The organism is Coleofasciculus sp. D1-CHI-01, from assembly GCF_040218875.1.
Lineage (GTDB): Bacteria > Cyanobacteriota > Cyanobacteriia > Cyanobacteriales > Coleofasciculaceae > Coleofasciculus.
In genome coordinates, this window is record NZ_JAVJQP010000116.1 from 18915 (window position 1) to 40654 (window position 21740).

A 21740-nucleotide genomic window follows, 5' to 3' on the forward strand; every position below is an offset into this window, starting at 1 on the left:
AGGTTGATGGAGCTGGGTCATATTTTCATGATCACTTATCAAAGCGAAACATCAGCGCGATCGCGGATTTGTCATTCTCCAACGCCGAAATTTTTTCGCCTAGCTTGCGGGTTCAGTCTAAGATTTAAGTTAGGTGTATCCTATATCTAGTGTTTTCCGTTTTGATCTTAATCATTTCAACACTAAATATAGGATCGGTCTACTGAATTTTTTTACCCCGCAGCCAATAGGTTGTCATTTCTCCCTTACCTTTAATCTGAATCACACCGCGTTCCTCAAACTCGTATTCGTCTTTGAGCAATCCATAAGTCGCCTGTGTTACCTGAATGCGACCGGGTAAGCCATGAGACTCCATCCGGCTAGCCGTATTCACCGTGTCACCCCACAAATCGTAGCTAAACTTTTTAATGCCAATCACACCCGCGACAACAGGACCACTATTGATACCAATCCTGAGGCGAAAATTTTCTCCGGTTTCGTGGTTAAATTCATCAATGGCTCGCTGCATCTCTAACGCCATCTGCGCGATCGCCTGAGCATGATCTAGACGCCGCCGAGGGAGTCCCGCCGCTACCATATACGCATCGCCAATGGTTTTAATTTTTTCTACGCCATGTTCCTCGACGAGTCGGTCAAATTTGGAGAAAATCTGATTCAGCAGTTCAACCAGTTGAGTTGGTGAGGTTTGCGTAGAAAACTTGGTAAAATTTACCAGATCGGCAAACATAATCGTCACCCCTTTAAAACTCTCCGCGATCGTGCGTTGACCCCGCTTCAACATCTCTGCTACGGGTTGAGGTAAGATATTCAACAGCAGGAGTTCGGAACGTTTACGGGCGCGAGTCAGGGCAACTTCAGCTTGTTTTTGTTCGGTAATATCCGATACCGTTCCTTCGTAGTAGAGGAGTTTACCCGCTTCATCTTTAACCGTATCAATATTTTCCACAATCCAAATAATGCTCCCATCTTTCCGATAAACCTGAGACTGAAAGTCGGATAAGGTATTGTAGCGCTGGATTAAAGCGGCTAACTCTTCCTGGCGTGTGGGTTCAACATAAAGTTGTTGTCCAATATTCCTCACCTGTTCCATGAGGTCTTCGGGGGAGGTATAGCCTAAAATTTTAGCTAGGGCTGGATTCGCGGTGATATAGCGTCCCTCAGGCGTGGCTTGGAAAATGCCCTCGGTGGCTCGTTCAAAGATACTGCGATATTTCTCTTCCGCTTGACGTAGGGAAGCTTCTGCTCGTTGTCGTTCTTGAATTTCGGCTTGGAGTTGCAGATTTTGCTCCTCTAGCCGCTTTTGCAGGTTCCGGAGCGCCAGATGGGTTGTCACTCTGGCTTTAACTTCTTCCTGCTGTACGGGTTTGGTGATGAAATCTACGGCTCCCAGATTCAAGCCTTTGACTTTATCCACAGCATCAGACAGCGCACTGAGAAAAAGCACCGGGATATCCCGTGTGGCTGGATTCGCTTTCAGGCGACGACAGGTTTCAAAGCCATCAATCCCTGGCATCATCACATCCAGTAAGATGAGATCAGGTTTGGCATACTCGACTTTTTGCAGAGCGCTTTGCCCATCCTGCGCCACCAAAACTTTGAAGCCAGAATCGGTTAAAAAGTCAAAGAGGACACCGAGATTATGAGGAGTATCATCGACAATAACGATGACGCCTTGATTAGAATGTTCATCATTCATCGGGGCTAATGTAGTTTGGTTCATAGTTCATCGTTCATCGTTCAGGGTTCATTACCTGATGAAGTTGCCATGAACGGTAGATAAATAATAGATGATAAGCCTGGGATGGAAGATACACCAACTTCAAAATCAAGCCAGAGCAGATATACGGGTATTGTTGCCAATCTGTTACGAATACTCTTGCGATCGCAGCTATTTTATTGTCTCCCGTTAGAAGATTAACTATTGTCCTATTCCTCTGCTCCCAGACGTGCCATGGCACGTCTCTACATAGCTTCCCCAGGCAATCACTGGGGTGAGGAACGAGAGGGTGAAGGTATAGAGCATACACTCTGAGAGTGAGGATCGTCCAGTGGCAGAAAAATTGCGCGATCGCGTCCCGTTTCTTTTGCCTGATACAATGCTTGATCCGCCGCCGCTATTAGCGCTTCCGGAGAGGTTTGATGACAAGGAACAGTGCTAGATACCCCCACACTTAAGGTGACAGAATTTTTTATCGGCGATCGCGGATGCGTCAAACCTAACTGAGTCAGCTTCGACTGAATAAATTTGGCAACTTGTAACGCTCCTGGGGCTGGAGTATTCGGTAGAATCACCGCAAATTCTTCTCCTCCATAGCGGGCGACTAAATCGGCGGGACGCTTTACCACCTGTTTCATCGCTTGCGCCACCTTATACAAACATTCATCCCCAGCTTGATGCCCCTTAGTATCATTGTAGAGTTTAAAATAATCCACATCGCATAAAAGTAACGACAACACCCATTGTTCTCGTCGCGAAATCCGCCACACTTGGTTAAAATATTCATCAAATCGATGCCGATTTGCCAGCTGAGTTAAACTATCTAACGTGGCTAAACGCTTTAGTTTAGCATTTGCTTTTTGCAGTTTTGCCTCAGCCTCCTGACGCTGCTGAATCTCCTGTTGGAGTTGCTGATTTTGGGTTTGCAGATTTTGGCGTAGCTTTTGAATCGTCAGATGAGTATTCACCCGTGCTAACACAATTTCCTGCTGAGTGGGCTTAATAATATAATCAACTGCGCCTAATTCAAATCCTTTGATGATAACCGCCGTTTGAGACAGGGCGGTAAGAAAAATTACTGGGATATCTTGGGTAGCCGGATTAGCTTTCAGACGCCGACAGGTTTCAAACCCATCAATTCCCGGCATAATCACATCCAGCAAAATGATATCGGGATGCTCAACTTCAGCTTTTTTAATGGCACTGTCACCATCCCTTGCCACGATAACCTGAAACCCTGCCTCACTCACAAAATCTAACAGCACTTCTGAGTTGGTGAGATTATCATCAACAATGAGAATTGTTTCTTTGTCATTCGTCATTTGTTATTCGTGATTTATTAGTCGTCATTAGTCCTTCGTCATTAGTCCTTCGTTATGCACTCAATTGGGGCGGGTTTAATTACATCTAGATGAAGTAAAACACGATAGTAGTAAAACCTGCCCCTAAAAACCAAACTAAATTAAACAATTTTAATCTCCTCTATCGTTCATGTATTTTTTCACAAATTCTAGAATTTGTTTTTCCTGAAAACCATTGGCTAAACGGCGCAGCTTCTTGGCAAATAGAACCCATCGTGAATCAAGTTGTTCAAGTTTATCGGCTTGCTCACTAATCCCTTTAATATCACCCATCATAGCTAATTCATAAAGAACATTCATTTCCTTTTGGGGCGGTGCAACAATCTTTGAGGTAGTAATCGAAACCTCGGCATTTTGATCAGGTAATTTTTCTGAAGGGTAAGCACTACTTGGTGCATCGTCGGATTCATAAATCCACTCTAAATCGAGATGCTTTTGCAGAGTAGCAAAGAGAGTTTTAGCTTGTATAGGTTGTCCAATAAAATCATCACAACCTGCGGCGAGAGATTGCTGTTGTTTTTCTCCAAAAACGCTGGCTGAAATCGCTAAGACAATGGTATCTCGTAACGATGGAATTTCTCGTATCCGCCGAGTTGCTTCTAATCCATCGAGTTTTGGCATGATCAAATCCATTAAAATTGCGTCAGGGTGTTCTTGTTGCGCTTGCTGGAGACAGTCTTCACCATTGATCGCTTCGAGTACCTCAAATCCTAAGGGTAACAACAAGTTGACTAAAATTGAACGATTTTGCCATTGATCATCAGCAATCAAAATTTTGCGCGGATAACCGCGAAACCCACTAATAATTCTGTCTTCCACCACATCGATTGCCTGATCAGGAGAAACGGCGGGTAACTCTAAATCAACATAAAAAGTACTTCCTTGACCAACATTACTTTCGACATGCAGTTCACCGCCAAGGAGTTGAACTAATCGCTGACTAATCGCTAATCCTAATCCCGTTCCTTCCACCTGTCGATTTCGATCGCCAATTTGATGGAAGGGTAAAAATATATCGTTTAATTGTTCAGCCGCGATGCCAATTCCGGTATCTTCAATTTGAAAGCGCATAGTGCTAGATGCTTCTGTCGCTGGTGCTTGGGCTGAAGTATAGCCCACTTTAAATGTGATACTCCCCTGATCCGTAAATTTAATCGCATTTCCCAACAAATTAATTAGCACTTGTCGCAATCGTTTTTCATCACCCCGGACAATTTTAGGTAAAAGAGAGAGAGGTTGATAGTGAAACGCAATGGCTTTTTCGTCCGCCCGAATACGAACCATTTCGATAATGCCTTCTAGAAAATGGGGAAACTGAAATTCGCTTAAACATAAGTCCATTTTCCGGGCTTCGATTTTAGACAGGTCTAAAATATCGTTGAGTAGGGTTAACAGGTGTTCCCCACACTGTTGAATAATACTCAGTCCCTGCTGTTGCTTGGCGGTGGGATGAGGTTCACGTTTGAGAACTTGAACATAGCCTAAAATACCGTTGAGGGGAGTGCGGAGTTCATGACTCATATTCGCCAAGAATTCGCTTTTAGCATGATTGGCAGTTTCGGCTTCTTGGCGGGCTTGTTCCAGGTGTAAATTCTTTTCGGCTAATTGTTGACTAATTCGGGTTTGTTCTTCTAACAGTTGACTCTGGGCGAGGGCAATTCCTACCTGATCCGCTAGTTGACTCAACAGTTCAATTTCAAACATTTCCCACTGTCGCGGACCACTACATTGATGGGCAATTAATAGACCCCAGAGGTTCTCTCGTTGTAGAATTGGGACGACTAAATTCGCTCTCACGCCAAAGGGTTGTAAAAGTTCGATATGGCAGGGTTCTAAGTCGGCTTGGTAGAGATCCTCGATCGCGCGAATTCGTCCTTGGCGGTATTGATCCAGGTAGCCTTCCCGAAAACAGGGATCATAAATCTCCTGTCCTTGAATTGGTGTCCAGCCAGGAACTACAGCTTCCGTCATAATCACACCGGTTCCATCATCATTGAGTTGGTAGATCACCACTCGATCCACTTGCAAAATTCGGCGCACTTCTGTTACCGTTGTTTGCAGGATGGCATCGAGTTTTAAGGATTGGCGAATCTTCAGCGTAATTTCGGCAAAGAGTTGCCGTTGTAGGGTTTGACGCCGCAGTTCGGCTTCGGAATATTTGCGTTCGGTGATATCTTCGGCAATCCCAGCGATACGGGTCATTTTACCCTTGTCGTCAAATACCCGAAACGTCCGCACCCAAACCCAGCGTTCACTCCCGTCGGGACGTAAAATGCGGTATTCTTGTTCAAAGTCTTGTTCGCCTTGCAGTTGTTTCCCTAACGCCTCCGCCACGCGATCGCGATCATAAGGATGAATATTATCTAACCAGGTCATCGGCTGACCGTAAAGACTTTCGCGGGATCGTCCCCAAACTTCCTCATAAGCGGGACTCAGATAAAACATGCGGCTTAAATCGGGTGTGGTTAAAAAGAACACTTCCCGGATATTTTCAGCCAGTTGACGGAATTGTTCCTCTCTCTCTAGTAAGGCGGCTTCTGCTTGTTTGCGATCGCTAATATCCGTATGTGTCCCGACAATTCGCGTCACCTTACCCTTGTCATCCCGCAGAACCAATCCGCGCGATAAAAACCAAGGGGTTGAACCATCGGTGTATACCATGCGAAACTCTAATTTCCACTGCGAGAGTTCACTAATGAAAAGTTGATCGATGCTGATTTTCACCATCGACTGATCCTCTGGATGAACCCGCGCCATCAACTCATCAAAGCTGGGGGTATCTCGGTCTTCAGGATAACCAATCAGATGCAGAAATTGGGGCGAATAATAGTAGGTTTTTGTTTTGAAATTAATATCAAACAGTCCGCTATCATTGGCTTGAATCGCTAGGGCAAACCGTTCCTCACTCTCCCGTAATGCCGTTTGCGTTTGCTGGCGTTGAGTAATATCTAATGCCATGGACGCAATACCAAGAAGATTCCCTTGGCTATCAATTAGCGGAGTATTATACCATTCACAAATAATGATTCTGCCATCTTTTGTGATATTCTGATTACAGGAACGGGCAACTTGTTTGTCATACCAAAGTTTAGCTTTAATCTGTTTAATTTGAGCTTGGGCAGCCGCAGGTACAATTAGAGTAGACGGATGACCCAATGCTTCGTCTCGACGATAGCCAAAAATGGTTTCCGCCGCCGGATTCCAATCAACAATATGCCCATCAGTATTCCATTCAATCACCGCCAGGGGCGTTTGTTGAACCAATAGGGCGAAACGTTGATCATTTTTCCGCAACGCTTTCTCCATCTGCTTCTGTTCTACCACTTCGGCTAAGAGTTGGCGATTGGCGGCTTTCAGGGCGGCGGTTCGTTCCTGAAACTGTTGATCCAGATGTGCAACGATATAGCAAGACTGGGTGTCGCGATCGCATAATTCTTGGTAAGCTGTAGCGCGATCGCTGACAATAGCAGCGACAATCAGGGCGGTGATGGCGAAGATGGCGATAAACACATCTTGGGAAACGATAACCCGATTAAATGACTCAAACCTCTCAGCCTGTTGCCAAAAGGCAATACTCGCGACTACACCAATACCCAATGTTGTAATCCGTTGACCCCATTGTAGGGCTGACCCTAAAATAAACGGAAATAGCAAATACTTTAAGTCAACCTGAAAGAAAGGCTGATTTAACAACTCGCTTAACTGAGTAGCAATTTGTTGATGAAACTGGACTCCGATTGGATTAGAAGCCGTTATACTATCACCTGTTACCATAACCGAGGAACTAGCGGGAATCGAGAAAACACCAAACACCAACCCACTCACGATTCCCAATCCAATCAGCCAGACTCCAACTTGCCAGATGATTGTTGATGTTGTAGTGGCGGGTTTCACTACCCTTGTTTCTGACTTAACCCAGATGTGCCTAAACCCGCCCTTACCCAAATTTTGAATGAACTGCATAACTTCCCTATCGTCGCCATTTCCCCCATCTTCCCCCTCTCCCTCATTCCCCTCATCCCCCGACTGCATCACAGAATAACTCTGAGTCAACAGTATAGGCGTAACAATTAAAAGTCCCATGGCGTTACTCAACCACCACCGCAGCCAATCTCCTGCACCCCATTCCCCCACCAAGACTTCACCCAGCAGACGAATTGTGGGACTCACCAGGGAGGATAATAGAACCATACCCACCAGAAATTTGACCACATCCCGGCGATGATTTAACCCTGGATGCATCTCCCAGGATTGAACCAACGTCACACCCCACCAAGCTTGTAGCGTACAGCCTAAACACGACGAGATCGCAACCGTTCCCGGAATTCCCAAAAATAGTGCCCTAGATAACTCAGCCAAAGCCACACCCAGCCACAGATTGCGCCCCAGTAACAAGAGGGCGGCTTGACTAATTCCAGCGGGAATCCAGATCAAGGGGATAATAGTCTGACGGCTAAAAATTTGGGCAGTGGCGATATAAATTAGCGTCAGGGCTAAAAGGTTGAGAAAATATCGTCCTAACGGAGAAAGATTCCAGGTTTTGTTCATCGGACTTTCTGACGTTTAAATGATCCAGGATGAATGATTTGGTACGCTTTGAAATAAACCCATCAAGCGCTTACTTGGGGCAGATTTATGGGGGCAATCGAGATAGCACCAATACCATTCCCACAAAACCTATCCTTTCCCCATCCGCCAAGCGGTTACAATCTCAACTCTAGAATCGGATCACCATCGGGGGGAATAGGGAGAGCGAACCTCCTTAGAGTCTAACATTTTAACTCAAAGCAATACTTTCAATCAGACGGTTAAACCTTACAATCATTGCCAGTCCACTTAAGTTAGTGCTTAAGGCAGTTTCGTAGTCTGCACTTTAGTGTTATTATCGACTGTGATCTTTATCATTGGCTTTTAGGATAATCATCACAGTTTACTTTCAACTACCTCACCATTTGTTTTTCTGAAGATCACCGGGCTTCAAGACATGTAACACAGAGTACATTGGGACAGTTTAGGATAATTTCAATAGTGCAAACCGATCAGATATCTCTCATAATCTAAACTCTGATCTACCTGTTTTCGTCTACATCTGGGATCTTGCTATGAACCTTTGGCTTTTAAGTCTATACGCGCTTGTTTCGTTTTATTTATTAGGGGCTTGGTTACGCTTTTTCAAACAAGGAAGAGGAATGTCAGATCAACAAAAATTTTTATCGTTACTCACTATTGGTATCGCCACAGTATTGTGGCCCCTTGTCCTCCCCATTGCTTACGTCAGGTTATTGAACGCTACCGTATCACAGTCGTAGAGATGTTCTGCTGAACCCGATTAAAAAGTTAATAGACGTCTGCTATAATACCATAGACGTTGATGAATTGTATTTATTTATATCTGGAGATTGAAGATGACACTTTTGCTTATTAGTGTTTACGGGTTGGTTGGACTTTATTTATTCGCCACTTGGTTACGGTTTCTCAAAAAAGAAGCAGGACTATCACCTCAGCAAAAAGTCTTATCGTTTCTCACTGTTGGCATCACCACGCTATGTTGGCCCCTTGTCCTTCCTATTGCTTACGTGAAATTATTAAATGCTACAGTAGCACAATCGTAGAGACGTTCCGGTGGAACATCTTTACAAGACTTAAACAAATCACGCAAACGTTTAATTGAATCCTGAAATCAGAGGGGCTTATTACTTTACAGGTGGGTAAGCCCTTTTCTCAACCCTCTGGTAAAGTAGTCAGTAAGAGTCTTTCTGGAAAACTCAGCGTCCGATAAGCCGATGAAACCATTGACAATCACCAGACAAACGGAGTCGGAGAGAATTGGTCATGTCACAACTTGTTAAAGCCCAACTGATTTCTACAGATGGTGGGGGAACAATTAATTTCATGTTCAACCCCAACCAATTGGCATTTAGCCAGCAAATTAACTTAACAAAAAGTAGCGGAGCGCGAACGGGTCGAGGATTACCCAAGGTCAACTTTGCCTATCCTGAACCTGTTACCCTCTCGATTAACGACATTATTTTTGATACCTATGAAACAGGTGAGAACGTCCTCCGCCATCTGAAACCCTTTGAGAAAGCAGTAAATTTTGCCGAGTCGGGGGAAGGAAAGGAAAAACGTCCTCCCACTTATGTGTTTACCTGGGGATCTCAGGAGTATATTCGCTGTTTTGTTACAAAAGTTGATTATAACCTGACCATGTTTCTGCCCGATGGGACTCCAGTCCGAGTGTCGGTTAATTTGACGTTGGAAGAGATTGATGAGTCTGTGTCTCAACCAGGGATGGGAACGCCACAACCCGGTGCTAGCCAGCGTCAGAGTGGTGGGCGCTAGTGTAGAACGGTGCAGGTGGCGAGTATGGATAAGGGAGATGAGGGAGATATTAGCTGTTCAAAGTCGCGATCGCACTCCTTAACCCATCTCTATCCATCATCGACCCGACAATAGTATACGACAATAGTATAGTTTAGTTGACTCAGACCTTTTATAATAGTGACCTGTTGAATTTGGCAGATGAATGCTACATTCATCTTAAATATGCTATTGAGATTAGTTTACAAAACGTAAAACTAAGGCAGCAGAAACAGGTCAGCCATCAACGAGAAACTCAATCTCCCAACTCCCTGTTTTCTACTTAAATCATCTCTGTCTGACATCAACTCCCCTCTGGGTAAATTCCCAGTTAGTACCACAACTCAGTGCCAAGTCTTGATTCTAGAGGTCGCCATGGCTGTTACTTATGTAGCTGAACCGATTTTAGAAATTGATGGTCAGTTAGCGTCCAAAGCATTAATGGACGACATTATTGAAATCGCGGTGGAAGAAAGCCTCCATCTTCCCGGAATGTTCACCCTAGTGATTAAGAATGATTACTTTCCTGGGCGCAGCGAGGATGAAACCTGGCGACATGCAGGCTTATTTGAAATCGGCAAAACGATTAAGATAGGGTTCGGTTCTAGTACCACCGAAGCCCAAGAGTTTGAAGAGGAAGACAGAGATTATGTTCTAGAAGGGGAAATCACGGCGATGGAGTGTAACTTTACTCGTGACTCTGAAGCGCCGATGATGATTCGCGGCTACGATATTTCTCATCGACTGTGGCGGGGGCGGTATAATCGTTCATTCCAGAATATGACCGATACCGATATTGTCAAAAAAATTGCTGGGGAAGTCGGGATACCCACAGGTACGATTGATGAAACTGGGGGACCTTATGGATACGGGGATATCAATGGGTCGAATGGTTATGTGTTTCAAGAAAATCAGACCAATCTGGAATTCTTACGCGAACGCGCCGCCCGCAATGGCTTTGAATTTTTTGTCCAGGATGGAAAATTAAACTTCCGCCAACCCAAAGTTGATGAATCCCTAGAACTGAAATGGTTAAAAGATGTCCATAGTTTTCAGGTTAGAGTCAGTAGCGCCGAACAGGTGAGTGAAGTTGAGGTAAGGGGTTGGGACTACAGTCAAAAACGTTCAATTGTAGAAACAGCGAATCGAGGACAGGTACATACCAAAAACGATTATGGGGACGGTGCGAAAACCAGTACCAGTTTTAAAGGAAAGCCACCCACACCCAAGATGATTTTGGTAGACCAACCCGTTTTCAACGCACCCGAAGCCAGAACCCTAGCCCAAGCCGTATGTGATGAGTTAGGGGGAGAATTTGTTCACGCTGATGCTAAAGCGGAAGGAAACCCCAAAATTCGCCCTGGGCGGGTGATCAAACTAAGCGATTTAGGTAAGTACAGTGGGGAGTATTACGTTACAGAAACCCGTCACCTGTTCGACGAACGTATTTACACCACAGAGTTCACGATACGCGGATTACGTGGGGATAATCTTCCGTCACTGTTATCCCACGAAGCGCCGTTTCAACCGGGACAAACATTACTCGTGGGCATTGTTACGGATAATAATGACCCTAATGGTTGGGGTCGAGTTAGAGTCAAGTTTCCTACCCTGACCGAAGATCATGCTAGCTACTGGGCGCGAATCGCGGCGGCTGGCGTAGGACCCGGACGCGGGTTTGACTGTATTCCAGAGGTGAATGATGAGGTGTTAGTCGGGTTTGAACATGGCGATATTCATCATCCTTATGTGATTGGTGGGGTTTGGAATGGCAAGGATAAACCGCCCGAAGCGGTGACTGATAGTGTTATGGATGGCAAGGTTCGACTGCGGACATTGAAAACTCGCACGGGTCATACGTTACAGTTTGTAGAGGAGGATAAAGGAGGGAGTAAAAAAGGGGTTTATTTGGATACGGTATATGGTCATCATTTGCACCTGAATGACACCGAAAGATTTATTGAAGCTAAAACCAAAGATGGTCATCAAGTACGTCTAGATGATCAGAATAAGAAGATTGTTATAAAAACTCAAGGAGGACATACCTATGAAATGAAAGACCAAGGGCGTAATATTACAATGAAATCAACAGGAACAATTAATGTAGAAGCTCCACTGAATATCACCTTAAAAGTAGGGGGCAGCACGATAGAAATTTCAACGACTAGTATTACCCTTAAGCAAGGTTTTAATAGAATAGATCTAGGTCCATCAGGGATTACTATTGATTCTCAAGCCATGACTACCTTGAGTGGTCTGACCACATCAGTACGGGGTAAAGCAGCGATTACAGTTTCAGCTCCAACTGTTAGCTTAGGCTAATAAATCTGAGATCGATACCTGATAAAAGAAAGTAAAAAAGGAGTCAAAAGAGATAACAAATGCCGTTGCAAACTTGTATGGGTGCAACCCTCCAATGTATTCCGTTTGGAGTAGCACCTAGTTCATTAATTGTGATTCCAAAAGGTCCACCTGTATCGGTGAAAGGAATGTTAGCCGCTACAATTATGGACTTTGTACCCATTACCAATATTCCGCCTTTTGGTATGTGTACATCTATAGCTAATCCAGCCGTAGCCTCAGCCACAGCAGCCGCTTTAGGGGTATTAACTCCGATGCCCTGTCTCCCTGTTCCCGTCGGTCCATGGAAGCCTGGAGCAATTAAAACAAAGATTAATAAACTTCCGGCACTCCCTGATTTTGCTGTTTGTAACTGCATGTGGGGCGGTGTAATCAAAATTATGAATCCAGGACAATTTCAAGTTAGTGTTCTCTAAATTGATTATTCTTTTAAAGGAATAAATACATTCCGGTTCATCCATTGGGGAATTTTGTTAGCACTCATCACCCGCAATTCAACACTAATTCGATCCTGAGTCATGGCTTCAGTAACATAAGTTTTGTGAAGCGTGCCATTCAGAAAAATAAGAACATCTCCCACAGTCATTTCTGGAGACCAAAACTCATTGGGTGCAAAAGGTTGTCTAAGTTTAACCTCGTTTAGACAGTCATAATGGAGAAGCTGATCGAGATTTCGCCGGATAAACTGAAGCCCCGGTCGATCTCGCCCACAATCCGTGAGCGGTATCCAGCAGGTAATCAGGGGTGTTAAAGGTTCACGGATATAGTAATTACTGCTATTCGACAAAGGGTTAAACGTAACTCCCAATGCCCCATCTTGATGCCAGGTATGGGGAGTATGCAAGGGATGATAGTGTGAAAGAGCATATTGTTTCCTGACCCAAGATTGAGAAAGGTTAAATAAAAGGGAGCTATCCATAATCTTGGCTAAAACCTGATAAACTAAAGAATTAATTACAATAGATATCATTTGGTGCGAAATCTTCTCGAAAGCATGGGTTATTTGATAATCATCAAGGGCAAAAAGACTAACGGAGGTGACTCTAAGATTAAAGAAATAGTAGCAAGGGAGATAATCACTGACCTGTTCGATTCCCTGTTCATGAATAATCTGTTCTATGTAAGAAAAACATTGAGTAGCGGATCGAGCAACAAGGGAAAGTTGAGCAGGATCGAGGATTCCTTTGAGCAGAACAACTCCATGATTCTTGAGTAAAACTTCTGCCTCTATGACTGAATTATGAACTTCCATATCTTTAACGAGACTCAGGTTTTGGTAAATCGGCTAAATTCTTGAGATTCTGGTAAGAACGTACTGATTCTAACTCACTAAATTTATAGAAATGGCAGACATTACAAATAATCAGCCACGAGATTATCTGGGTAGGGGACTATCATTTCCCTTACGAGGAAACTTGCAAGGAAGCCTGCAACTCAGCGCCGACATCCGGAACATCGAAGAATCGATCGCGCTAATTCTGGGAACTAAGGTGGGTGAGAGAGTCTACCGACAAAATTTTGGGTCGCGCCTGTCTGAACTCGCCTTTGCGCCAATGAATACCCAAACGCTTTTGCTGATCCGAATCTATGTTGAGGAAGCCCTGAAAATGTGGGAACCTCGGATTGTACTGGATGGCGTTTATACAGAACCTGATCCGATTCGCGGTCGGGTCAATATTATTATTGAATATCATCCCAAAGATTCCCATGATACTCGGAGTTTAGTGTATCCGTTCTATCTCCAGCCATCTGGAGAGTAGTTGGTCATAGTTCATGATTCATGATTCATGGGGATAAATGACAAATGATAAATGACATAAGACATAAGACAAATGACATAAGACGAATGACATAAGACATAAGACATAAGACGAATGACAAATTATGGAATTTGATTTTTTACCCAAGTTACCAAAATCTGATTTAGACGATCGCGCGTTTCAGGATTTGGTGGAAGAGTGTATCCTCCGCATTCCCCGCTACTGTCCCGAGTGGACGAATTATAACCCCAGTGACCCCGGAATCACGCTGATTGAACTGTTCGCCTGGTTAACTGACCAAATGTTGCTGCGGTTCAATCAAGTCCCCCGGCGTAACTATGTTACCTTTCTGGAATTACTGGGGATTCGCCTACAAGCGCCAACCCCGGCGCAAACCCAACAAACATTTTATTTGAGTTCGTCTCTCCCCGAAGCCTACACGATTCCCAGGGGAACCGAAGTGGCGACAGTACGCACTCAAACCGATGATGCGATTATTTTTAGCACCGATCGCCCCCTAGTGATTGCGAAACCCAGTATCCGCCATTTTCTCACCTCCGAAACCGCTGACGACCAACCGGAAGTCCTGCGCGATCGCTTCGTGGGAACGTGGAGTCAGCAACCCAGTGGGGAGTGGGAAGGCTTGGAGTTATCGATTTTTAATGAACAACCTGAAGCGGGAAATTGCTTTTATCTCGTCTTTGAAGCCGATCAACCCATCGAAGGCAATGTTATCGCCCTGCGAATTAAAGGTGAAGCCGCTACCTCCACTGGGATTAATCCCGAAGATCCCCCCCGCCTTTGGCAAGCCTGGAATGGTATGTTTTGGCAACCCATCCTCCTCCAAGAAGCGGATGATAGCACCAAAGGATTTAGTTTCAGTGAACTGATCCGTCAAGGGGGTGATCCGTTACAAGGGGCGGATGTTGTCCTCCATTTACCCCTGCGTTTACCCGTTACCCAATTTGTTACCTATCAGGGACGTTGGCTACGCTGTGTTTACAGCGAACCTCAGTTCAATCAACCCGGTTATATGCGTTCCCCGCGCATCGTTGGTTTAGATGTTCGGTCGATTGGCGGTACCGTGGAAGTCACCCAATGTACCACGATTCGTAATGAAATCCTGGGCGAAAGTGATGGAAATCCCGGTCAAACCTTTCAACTGCAAGGACGGGGAATTTTGCCGCGCCGGGAAGAGGAACATCTTCTGGTGATTCCACCTGGAGGATTACCTCAAATCTGGCAAGAAGTCAATGATTTTGCTGACTCAGGTCCAGAAGACCTGCACTATACCATTGATGCGATTACTGGCATCATTCAATTTGGTCCCCTATTACGAGAACCCTCTCAACTGCGAGAACAAACGCGGTGGCGTTCTCGTTCCCAGAGAGTACCCTCAGAAATGCTCAGTTTAGTCAACGGGAGAACTGGCGCGTTAGAACGACGGGAGGGCGCAGCGATGCAGTCGATGGAACGTCAATATGGCGCAGTTCCCCCTAGAGGTGCGGTGATCCAAATGGCTGCCTATCGCATTGGGGGTGGTCAACAGGGTAACGTACAACGGGGCGCGATTCAAGTCCTCAAATCCGCTGTTCCTTATGTGGCGAACGTAATTAACTATTCTCCCGCCCGGAATGGCGCTGATGCGGAATCTTTAGAACAAGCCGTGATCCGGGTACCGCGACTCCTAAGAACCCGCGATCGCGCTGTTACTCGCGAAGACTTTGAATACCTAGCCATGGAAGCCGGAGGCGGCTCTATTTCTCGCGTGTTATGCTTATCACCCATTCGCCAAGAAGACGCCGGACGAGTACGTCTGCTGCTTGTACCCAACGCCAATACGGATGGGATTGAGCGCGGTGAAGGCATTGATCCAGATGTATTAACGCTAACCCCGCAACTCACCGAACGAGTGCTAAGTTATCTCGATGAACGACGGTTACTCGGTGTAGAAATCCTCTGTAGCCAACCCGATTACGTTGGGGTTGCGGTACAAACAGAAGTTGCTCTGGATGCAGCTTATAATAATCCCCGTGCCCAACAAGAAATACTATTGAAACTACAAACCGCACTCTATCGTTTTCTCAATCCTTTAACTGGGGGTTCAGAGGGGAACGGGTGGTCTTTCGGTCGCCCAGTTTATTCATCGGATATTGTTACCTTATTGCAAAGCGTTGCTGGGGTACAGTATTTAGGGGCGGTACAGCTATTTGAATTACGACGTCAGGGACAAAATTGGGTGCGAAGCTCACCCCTAGCTCTCATTGACCCCGGTGCTTTGGGTCTAATCTGTTCTTGGCATAGTAATCGATCACGCTCTGGTCATGTGATTAATTTGATTACATAAGTGTGAATGGAGAAGCGCGATCGCACTTCTATTTTTACTCTTTTATACGATAAAGGCTTGACTTTGGCTAATTTTTTATGTACTATTTCATCATGGGAAAATATGCCAGCCTATAGACTCTAGACTGATCACTTCAAAAACACAGATTACACTGATTGAATGACACTAAAGAGAAGATTCAATCGTGAAGGACACAGATTGACACAGAGGACTTAATAATTTCCCGACAATTCTTACATACTCTGGCAATTGAGAACTAACACCTCAGTGAAATCAGTGTGACTAACCTCTCACTCCTCACCCTTAACGTTTCTATAAATCAGTGAAATCAGTGTTACGGCGATTACCTCCGATATTTGGTTACAATTAAAGGGGTATGTACTTCAACACTATAGATGCCTGCTAAGGATATTTAGCGATTACACAAGGAACCTATAAACGTTATTTTCAACGCCAGTTAGCTCAGATGATTATCAATCGGAATCAAGTGAAATTGTTAATCGTTGATCCAGAAAGTGAGGGTATTGTGGAATGGATAGATTAAAGCATTATCGGCAAATTATCCAAGAAATTTTAATGGAATATCATCAACTCAATAAAAAATCGGGTTCGACAACTGAAAGTGCTATTGGCGTTAGGGTAGCAAACCCGTTGGTATCGCCTAAGGGTTGACTTGTAAGGAAAGTGGGTGCGATCGCACTCTGTTTATCCTCATTTCGACCGACAGGCGATCGCACTCTCTCCCATCAATCCAACCCAAACAGCGATCGTACTCTTTTTATCCTTAATTCGACTGACAGGCGATCGCACTTCTATTTTTTTTTACCCATTTCTACGATAGCGGCTTGACTTTGGCTAATTTTTTAGGTACTATTTCATCATGGAAAAATGTGTCCGCCTATAGACTCTGTACTCGTCACTTCAAATTCTGTTTATGTCAACGTCTCACTCGAATAAAAAAAAGTCAGTTCAACCTAGGCAACAATCCGATTCTCAATTGCAAGCGATCGCTTACAGCTTAGATAGTCTCGTTCCAGGATTTTATCTTTGGCTAGGTGATCTGAAAATTAGGTTAGGTGGGAGTGAAGCGGAAGAAACCTATCCTGGAATTATTCATAGTTGGTGGGGTATAGCACTGGTTCTACCGGGGTATCGGATCTATAGTACCTATCAAGGTAGCTATGACCCTTGATCAGCATGATCTGGATGGCATTGCCAAAATCACGGTTAAAATTCTGCCAACTCCTGAATTTGAAGCGCTTTTAATTGCTGCCGGATATAGTAAGATGGGTACGGCTCCAGCTAAAGGAAATCGGATTAAGGTTTGGTGGGTTCATACAAGTTTCAGGCGAATAGAAGCAATTTATAGTCCAGATGGCGCAGTTGCTATTACGGCTTATCATGTCACTTGATCGGCGATCGCACTCTCTCCCATCAATCCAATCCTAACGCGATCGCGCTCTGTTTATCCTCAATTCGACCCACAGGCGATCGCACTTCTATTTTTACCCATTTCTACGATACAGGCTTGACTTAGGCAACGATTTTAGGTATTGTTTCATCATGGAAAAATGTGCCAGCCTATAGACTCTTTCCTCATCACTTCCAAAACACAGATTACACGGATTGAGTGACACTAAAGAGAAGACACAAAGCGTGAAGGACACCGATTGACACAGAGGACTTAATAATTTCCCGACAAATCTTACATCTTCTGGCAATTGAGGACTAACGCCTCAGTGAAATCAGTGGGGCAAACCTCTCACTTCCAACCGCTACCGTCTCTATAAATCAGCGAAATCAGTGTTACGCGATCGCAAAAGCTAGGTTAGAATTGTTGTAGCCTAGGCAGGGAGAGAGGTAATGATTGCGTTATAGCTTTGATTGGGACTCGACCAAAGACCAGCAAAACATTCGTAAACACCGGGTTTCTTTTCGTCAAGCTGCGACAATCTTTCGCGATCCCAATCAGCTATCTATTTATGATCAGGAACATAGTCAGAATGAGGAACGCTGGATTACGATGGGAATAGACAGCACAGGTGTGGTTCGTGTTGTCGTACATACTTACGAACAGATTAACGATGAATTGTGCCAAATTCGGATAATTTCGGCACGTAAAGTAACAAATCGAGAAATGAGCCAGTATAGCGAGGGAAATCAATGAAAGCAGACTATGATTTTTCTAAGGGTAAACGTGGCAAGTTTTATCATCCTGATGCCGTTTTTAACTTTCCCATTTATCTTGAACCTGATGTTAATGAGGTCATGAACAAGCTTGCCAATGAGAAGGGTGTTGAAGTTGAGACATTGGTGAATGAATGGCTCAGAGCGAATATAAAGCTAATTGAAAGTGTTCGGCAAACCAAGTGATGTAGCGATCGCACGACTTTTATAGTATACTTTTATAATGAAAATATGTATTCGATTGTAAAGAAAACTTCTTGGATAACAACGTGACAAAAATTACCCTTGAAGTATCTGACGAGTTAAGAGAACAACTGGCACAGGTTGGTGATCGGTTGCCGGAACTCCTGGCACTTAGTCTCCAGCAGCCACCACTTCCAGCTCGTATTTATCACTATATTCTTAACTTCCTGGCAAGCCAACCCACGCCAGAAGAAATTCTCGCGTTCCGTCCGACTCCGGAAATGCAAATAAGACTGCAAACTTTGCTAGCACGCAGCCAAGCCGGAGAAATCACACTCCCAGAACAACAAGAACTTGATGAGTATGAACGTATCGAACATCTAATCGTGATGCTCAAAGCGGGTAGTCTAAGTTATTTGATGGGGACGGCATGAGTCGTACCTATATTCCAGCTGCACTACGTCGCCTGGTGGAAGAACGAGCCAATTACAGATGCGAGTATTGCTTGGTTCCTAATTCCGTTTCCTTTTTTCCCACGAAATTGACCATGTAATTCCTGAAAAACATGGGGGTAAAACCGATGCAGATAATTTGGCATTGACCTGTTGGCGTTGTAATCGTCATAAAGGAACTGACCTTGGCTCTTATGACCCAGAAACTGGAGAATTTAGTTTTTTATTTAATCCCCGTAAACAGAAATGGTCTGAACATTTTGTGAGTGAGGAGGCGGATATTGATGGATTAACACCCGAAGGAAGGACAACGGTGAAATTACTGCAATTGAATGGTGATGAGCGGTTATCTGAACGAAAACGATTCCGTGATCGCTATTTTGAACTTAATAATTTGTCATATTCAGCGTGGGTTCCGATCCAGAACCAAACTAGATCATTATCCTGTTCGACTGCAATTGCTTGCTAAGTGTAAACCTATTCTAACCGACCAAAACCGACTGACTTTCTTCAAATGTAGTGAGGGATATCGAGGATCTTGCTTGAGCAACTCGTAACATCTATCGGCAAGTTCTTGGATGTCAGAGGGTAGCTGTCGATAATAATACCAAAAATCAGGAGTGGCTCGATGTTTCACAAATTAGTACATCTTCCTTGTCGTAAATCGTTTAAGGCTTTGTTAGCTAGTGCATCGAGTCTACCCGCCGCAACATCGGTCTCAAATTGCCGATCCCAATTGGCTGCATCAAATTCAGCAAACCAAGTCCTAAATTTTGCCAGATCTTCATCGGAAAGTTGACTGACTGCACGTTCAATTTCCCTTAAGTCACTCTTAGTCATAAGCGCTCATTTTTTTACAGATCATTTTAAATTATATAGCTTTTGGCTTTGCTTGGCTCCACGACTCAATCTAACCCTAATGTGATCGCAACTTCTATTTTTACTCATTTCTACGATTGAGGTCTTGACTTTGGCTATTTTTTCAGGTATTATTTCATCATGGGAAAATGTGCCAGCCTATAGACTCTTTCCTCATCACTTCAAAAACACAGATTACACCGATTGAATGACACTCTAAAGAAGACACAATAGTAAAGCACAAAGATGGACACAAAGGACTTAACTATTTCCCAACAATTTTTACATCTTGCTATTGAGAACTAACACCTCAGTGAAATCAGTGGGGTTAACCTCTCACCGCCCACCGCTACCGTTTCCATAAATCCGTGAAATCAGTGTTACGATCGCACTTGTCTAAACCGTTAAGTAATATCAGAAGATGTTAATAATGGCAGCTAAAGATTTTTAAGTGATTCGCCACTCACCGATTACCATGCTGCGTTAGGACAGTTTTTGAATTATCGGCTGGCTTTAGAAATCAGTGACCCAAATCGGATTCTCTATTTGGCAGTGCCTATCGGTATTTATGAATCTTTTTTTAAGCGAGAATTTGCCCAAATATCTGTAGAGAGATATCAGATTAAACAAATTGTTTATGACCCAATTCAAGAGGTAATTTTACAATGGATACCCTAGAGTCTTATCGCCAGATTATTCAGTCGGTGTTGACGGATTATGCGGCTATCCCAATCGCGAATGGTAAGATTGATTGTTATACGGTTTTGGATACAAAACAAGACCATTACATGGTTATGAATGTGGGATGGGATGGTCATCGGCGAGTTTATGGTTGTGTTTTACATTTGGATATTAAGGAGGGAAAAATTTGGATTGAGCAGAATATGACGGAAATGAGAGTGGGTCAAGAGCTTGTAGAGCGAGGGGTGCCAAAAGATGATATTATTCTCGGATTTCAGGCTCCCCAAATGCGAGAATATACGGGCTATGGAGTGGTTTAACAACAAGATGGCGATCGCACTCTCTCCCCTCATCCCAACTCAAAGAGCGATCGCACTCTGTTTATCCTCATTTCGACCGACAGGCGATCGCACTTCTATTTTTACCCTTTTATACGATAAAGGCTTGACTTTGGCTAATTTTTTAGGTACTATTTTACCGTGGGAAAATGTGCCAGCCTATAGACTCTGTACTTATCACTTCAAAAACACAGATTACACCGATTGAATGCCACTACAAAGAAGACTCAAAGCGTGAAGGACACAGATTGACACAGAGGACTGAATAATTTCCCGACAAGTCTTACATCTTGCTATTGAGGACTAACGCCTCCGTGAAATCAGTGGGGTAAACCTCTCACCCCCCACCCTTAACGTTTCCATAAATCAGTGAAATCAGTGTTACGATCGCACTCCGATTGATGATACGATCAATACAATATTCTCGTTACCCCAGACAGAAAAATGCCTCTTCAATCCATAAGTACAGAACATATCGCCATTGATCCTGGCTATTGTTTCGGTAAACCCCGCATTGCGGGTACAAGAATGCCAGTGGCGACGATCGCTAAACTGTATCTGGAGATGGGAGAATCCCTGAAGGATATTGCTACTGAGTATGATTTATCCTTGGCTTCGGTTTATGCGGCAATGGCTTATTATTATGATCATCGCCAAGACATTGACCGTTATACGGCTGAAAGTGAGGCTTATGTGGAACAAATAAGGCGTAATAGTTCTACCTCCCTTCTTCAGGAAAAGTTGAGAGAAAGTCGGGGTGAGTAATCGGATTCGGTTTCACTTAGATGAGCAGGTAAAATCTGTGATTGCTCGTGAGTTACGCCGTCGGGGTATTGATGTGACAACAACTGTTGAAGCTGGGTTGCGTACTCAAAGTGATGATGCACAGTTGACATTTATTTGTCAAGAGAAACGAGTGCTTTTTACTCAGGATGATGATTTTCTTAGAATGGCTAGTTTGACTAATGATCATCCGGGTATTGCATATTGTCAACAAGGCAGTCGTTCGATTGGACAAATCATTGAAAGTCTGGTTCTGATTTATGAAGTTTGTACGCCAGAGGAAATGGTTGGACGTGTCGAGTTTCTGTAGAGGCGATCGCACTCTCTCCGATTAACCCAATCCTAACGAGAT

At 44.2% G+C, this 21740-nt stretch carries 24 protein-coding genes and 3 pseudogenes; 21 read left to right on the forward strand and 6 right to left on the reverse strand.

The genetic code is table 11. From position 1 onward, the window contains the following. Positions 1 to 199: 199 nt before the first annotated feature. The 3 genes from RIB93_RS20890 to RIB93_RS20900 form a co-directional block, all read right to left on the reverse strand. The gene (locus RIB93_RS20890; protein WP_446375219.1) at positions 200 to 1720 is read right to left on the reverse strand and encodes an adenylate/guanylate cyclase domain-containing protein; all 1521 of its coding nucleotides are present in this window, start codon (positions 1718 to 1720) and stop codon (positions 200 to 202) included. A 263-nt stretch (positions 1721 to 1983) separates the two neighbouring features. Beyond that, a complete protein-coding gene (locus tag RIB93_RS20895) occupies positions 1984 to 3039 on the reverse strand; it encodes a diguanylate cyclase domain-containing protein (RefSeq protein WP_446375221.1) in 1056 nt (351 codons plus the stop codon). A 150-nt stretch (positions 3040 to 3189) separates the two neighbouring features. Continuing rightward, complete coding sequence (locus RIB93_RS20900) at positions 3190 to 7626, reverse strand: PAS domain S-box protein (RefSeq protein ID WP_446375223.1); 4437 nt, start codon at positions 7624 to 7626, stop codon at positions 3190 to 3192. Positions 7627 to 7655: 29 nt separating this feature from the next. Between RIB93_RS20900 and RIB93_RS20905 the strand changes: the two genes are divergently transcribed. From RIB93_RS20905 to RIB93_RS20925, 5 genes are all read left to right on the forward strand, one after another. Next, on the forward strand, positions 7656 to 7799 hold the full coding sequence (locus RIB93_RS20905; RefSeq protein ID WP_446375225.1) for a hypothetical protein: 144 nt from the start codon (positions 7656 to 7658) through the stop codon (positions 7797 to 7799). A gap of 684 nt (positions 7800 to 8483) precedes the next feature. Continuing rightward, positions 8484 to 8690: a hypothetical protein gene (locus tag RIB93_RS20910; protein WP_446375227.1), complete on the forward strand. Its 207-nt coding sequence runs from the start codon at positions 8484 to 8486 to the stop codon at positions 8688 to 8690. A gap of 220 nt (positions 8691 to 8910) precedes the next feature. Beyond that, complete coding sequence (locus RIB93_RS20915; RefSeq protein ID WP_446375229.1) at positions 8911 to 9420, forward strand: CIS tube protein; 510 nt, start codon at positions 8911 to 8913, stop codon at positions 9418 to 9420. A gap of 393 nt (positions 9421 to 9813) precedes the next feature. Continuing rightward, on the forward strand, positions 9814 to 11760 hold the full coding sequence (locus RIB93_RS20920; RefSeq protein WP_446375231.1) for a VgrG-related protein: 1947 nt from the start codon (positions 9814 to 9816) through the stop codon (positions 11758 to 11760). A 59-nt stretch (positions 11761 to 11819) separates the two neighbouring features. Beyond that, the gene (locus RIB93_RS20925) at positions 11820 to 12215 is read left to right on the forward strand and encodes a DUF4280 domain-containing protein (protein ID WP_446375233.1); all 396 of its coding nucleotides are present in this window, start codon (positions 11820 to 11822) and stop codon (positions 12213 to 12215) included. Positions 12216 to 12220: 5 nt separating this feature from the next. Here the strand turns inward: RIB93_RS20925 and RIB93_RS20930 are convergent, their stop codons facing one another. Next, complete coding sequence (locus RIB93_RS20930; protein ID WP_446375235.1) at positions 12221 to 13051, reverse strand: hypothetical protein; 831 nt, start codon at positions 13049 to 13051, stop codon at positions 12221 to 12223. Positions 13052 to 13142: 91 nt separating this feature from the next. On the opposite strand from RIB93_RS20930, the gene RIB93_RS20935 reads away from it, so the two are divergent. The 11 genes and pseudogenes from RIB93_RS20935 to RIB93_RS20985 all read left to right on the forward strand — a co-directional run. After that, the gene (locus tag RIB93_RS20935; RefSeq protein WP_446375237.1) at positions 13143 to 13559 is read left to right on the forward strand and encodes a GPW/gp25 family protein; all 417 of its coding nucleotides are present in this window, start codon (positions 13143 to 13145) and stop codon (positions 13557 to 13559) included. Between the two features lie 124 nt (positions 13560 to 13683). Further along, positions 13684 to 15906, forward strand: coding sequence for a putative baseplate assembly protein (locus tag RIB93_RS20940; RefSeq protein WP_446375239.1), 2223 nt, complete (start codon positions 13684 to 13686; stop codon positions 15904 to 15906). Positions 15907 to 16324: 418 nt separating this feature from the next. Continuing rightward, a complete protein-coding gene (locus RIB93_RS20945; protein WP_446375322.1) occupies positions 16325 to 16450 on the forward strand; it encodes an element excision factor XisH family protein in 126 nt (41 codons plus the stop codon). Beyond that, positions 16438 to 16578: a hypothetical protein gene (locus tag RIB93_RS20950; protein WP_446375241.1), complete on the forward strand. Its 141-nt coding sequence runs from the start codon at positions 16438 to 16440 to the stop codon at positions 16576 to 16578. Before RIB93_RS20945 ends, RIB93_RS20950 begins: the two co-directional genes overlap by 13 nt. 16 nt (positions 16579 to 16594) lie before the next feature. Then, the gene (locus RIB93_RS20955; protein WP_446375243.1) at positions 16595 to 16747 is read left to right on the forward strand and encodes a hypothetical protein; all 153 of its coding nucleotides are present in this window, start codon (positions 16595 to 16597) and stop codon (positions 16745 to 16747) included. A 93-nt stretch (positions 16748 to 16840) separates the two neighbouring features. Continuing rightward, complete coding sequence (locus RIB93_RS20960; protein ID WP_446375245.1) at positions 16841 to 17098, forward strand: hypothetical protein; 258 nt, start codon at positions 16841 to 16843, stop codon at positions 17096 to 17098. Continuing rightward, on the forward strand, positions 17088 to 17318 hold the full coding sequence (locus tag RIB93_RS20965; protein ID WP_006105092.1) for a hypothetical protein: 231 nt from the start codon (positions 17088 to 17090) through the stop codon (positions 17316 to 17318). Before RIB93_RS20960 ends, RIB93_RS20965 begins: the two co-directional genes overlap by 11 nt. 455 nt (positions 17319 to 17773) lie before the next feature. Further along, complete coding sequence (locus RIB93_RS20970) at positions 17774 to 18073, forward strand: BrnT family toxin (RefSeq protein WP_446375248.1); 300 nt, start codon at positions 17774 to 17776, stop codon at positions 18071 to 18073. After that, positions 18070 to 18279, forward strand: a complete 210-nt coding sequence (locus RIB93_RS20975) for a hypothetical protein (protein ID WP_446375250.1) — start codon at positions 18070 to 18072, stop codon at positions 18277 to 18279. The genes RIB93_RS20970 and RIB93_RS20975 overlap by 4 nt, the downstream gene beginning before the upstream one ends. A gap of 83 nt (positions 18280 to 18362) precedes the next feature. Continuing rightward, positions 18363 to 18710 carry a hypothetical protein gene (locus tag RIB93_RS20980; RefSeq protein WP_446375252.1) on the forward strand — a complete coding sequence of 116 codons (348 nt, stop codon included), beginning with the start codon at positions 18363 to 18365 and terminating at the stop codon, positions 18708 to 18710. After that, positions 18707 to 19092 (forward strand): annotated as a pseudogene (locus tag RIB93_RS20985) (HNH endonuclease); the annotation flags it as partial. The gene RIB93_RS20980 and the pseudogene RIB93_RS20985, both read left to right, overlap by 4 nt. An 11-nt stretch (positions 19093 to 19103) precedes the next feature. Here RIB93_RS20985 and RIB93_RS20990 read toward each other — a convergent pair. Together RIB93_RS20990 and RIB93_RS20995 are read right to left on the reverse strand one after the other, a co-directional pair. Beyond that, positions 19104 to 19365, reverse strand: a pseudogene (locus tag RIB93_RS20990) (hypothetical protein). Then, a complete protein-coding gene (locus RIB93_RS20995) occupies positions 19362 to 19568 on the reverse strand; it encodes a hypothetical protein (RefSeq protein WP_446375254.1) in 207 nt (68 codons plus the stop codon). The pseudogene RIB93_RS20990 and the gene RIB93_RS20995 overlap by 4 nt, the downstream one beginning before the upstream one ends. Before the next feature lie 462 nt (positions 19569 to 20030). Between RIB93_RS20995 and RIB93_RS21000 the strand changes: the two are divergent. The 5 genes and pseudogenes from RIB93_RS21000 to RIB93_RS21020 form a co-directional block, all read left to right on the forward strand. Then, positions 20031 to 20264, forward strand: a pseudogene (locus RIB93_RS21000) (element excision factor XisH family protein); the annotation flags it as partial. Then, entirely contained in the window at positions 20252 to 20587 is a 336-nt protein-coding gene (locus RIB93_RS21005; protein WP_446375256.1) for an element excision factor XisI family protein, read from the forward strand. The pseudogene RIB93_RS21000 and the gene RIB93_RS21005, both read left to right, overlap by 13 nt. After that, complete coding sequence (locus tag RIB93_RS21010) at positions 20574 to 20813, forward strand: hypothetical protein (RefSeq protein ID WP_446375258.1); 240 nt, start codon at positions 20574 to 20576, stop codon at positions 20811 to 20813. The genes RIB93_RS21005 and RIB93_RS21010 overlap by 14 nt, the downstream gene beginning before the upstream one ends. A 236-nt stretch (positions 20814 to 21049) precedes the next feature. Next, on the forward strand, positions 21050 to 21370 hold the full coding sequence (locus tag RIB93_RS21015) for a DUF433 domain-containing protein (RefSeq protein ID WP_446375260.1): 321 nt from the start codon (positions 21050 to 21052) through the stop codon (positions 21368 to 21370). After that, entirely contained in the window at positions 21363 to 21698 is a 336-nt protein-coding gene (locus RIB93_RS21020) for a DUF5615 family PIN-like protein (protein ID WP_446375262.1), read from the forward strand. Before RIB93_RS21015 ends, RIB93_RS21020 begins: the two co-directional genes overlap by 8 nt. Positions 21699 to 21740: the final 42 nt, after the last annotated feature.

Excerpts from the sequence above, each read along its gene's own strand:
- RIB93_RS20890 (WP_446375219.1), bottom strand. The coding sequence starts at position 1,720 with ATGAACCAAACTACATTAGCCCCGATGAATGATGAACATTCTAATCAA.
- RIB93_RS20895 (WP_446375221.1), bottom strand. The coding sequence starts at position 3,039 with ATGACGAATGACAAAGAAACAATTCTCATTGTTGATGATAATCTCACC.
- RIB93_RS20900 (WP_446375223.1), bottom strand. The coding sequence starts at position 7,626 with ATGAACAAAACCTGGAATCTTTCTCCGTTAGGACGATATTTTCTCAAC.
- RIB93_RS20905 (WP_446375225.1), top strand. The coding sequence starts at position 7,656 with ATGAATGATTTGGTACGCTTTGAAATAAACCCATCAAGCGCTTACTTG.
- RIB93_RS20910 (WP_446375227.1), top strand. The coding sequence starts at position 8,484 with ATGACACTTTTGCTTATTAGTGTTTACGGGTTGGTTGGACTTTATTTA.
- RIB93_RS20915 (WP_446375229.1), top strand. The coding sequence starts at position 8,911 with ATGTCACAACTTGTTAAAGCCCAACTGATTTCTACAGATGGTGGGGGA.
- RIB93_RS20920 (WP_446375231.1), top strand. The coding sequence starts at position 9,814 with ATGGCTGTTACTTATGTAGCTGAACCGATTTTAGAAATTGATGGTCAG.
- RIB93_RS20925 (WP_446375233.1), top strand. The coding sequence starts at position 11,820 with ATGCCGTTGCAAACTTGTATGGGTGCAACCCTCCAATGTATTCCGTTT.
- RIB93_RS20930 (WP_446375235.1), bottom strand. The coding sequence starts at position 13,051 with ATGGAAGTTCATAATTCAGTCATAGAGGCAGAAGTTTTACTCAAGAAT.
- RIB93_RS20935 (WP_446375237.1), top strand. The coding sequence starts at position 13,143 with ATGGCAGACATTACAAATAATCAGCCACGAGATTATCTGGGTAGGGGA.
- RIB93_RS20940 (WP_446375239.1), top strand. The coding sequence starts at position 13,684 with ATGGAATTTGATTTTTTACCCAAGTTACCAAAATCTGATTTAGACGAT.
- RIB93_RS20950 (WP_446375241.1), top strand. The coding sequence starts at position 16,438 with ATGGATAGATTAAAGCATTATCGGCAAATTATCCAAGAAATTTTAATG.
- RIB93_RS20960 (WP_446375245.1), top strand. The coding sequence starts at position 16,841 with ATGTCAACGTCTCACTCGAATAAAAAAAAGTCAGTTCAACCTAGGCAA.
- RIB93_RS20965 (WP_006105092.1), top strand. The coding sequence starts at position 17,088 with ATGACCCTTGATCAGCATGATCTGGATGGCATTGCCAAAATCACGGTT.
- RIB93_RS20975 (WP_446375250.1), top strand. The coding sequence starts at position 18,070 with ATGAAAGCAGACTATGATTTTTCTAAGGGTAAACGTGGCAAGTTTTAT.
- RIB93_RS20995 (WP_446375254.1), bottom strand. The coding sequence starts at position 19,568 with ATGACTAAGAGTGACTTAAGGGAAATTGAACGTGCAGTCAGTCAACTT.
- RIB93_RS21005 (WP_446375256.1), top strand. The coding sequence starts at position 20,252 with ATGGATACCCTAGAGTCTTATCGCCAGATTATTCAGTCGGTGTTGACG.
- RIB93_RS21010 (WP_446375258.1), top strand. The coding sequence starts at position 20,574 with ATGGAGTGGTTTAACAACAAGATGGCGATCGCACTCTCTCCCCTCATC.
- RIB93_RS21015 (WP_446375260.1), top strand. The coding sequence starts at position 21,050 with ATGCCTCTTCAATCCATAAGTACAGAACATATCGCCATTGATCCTGGC.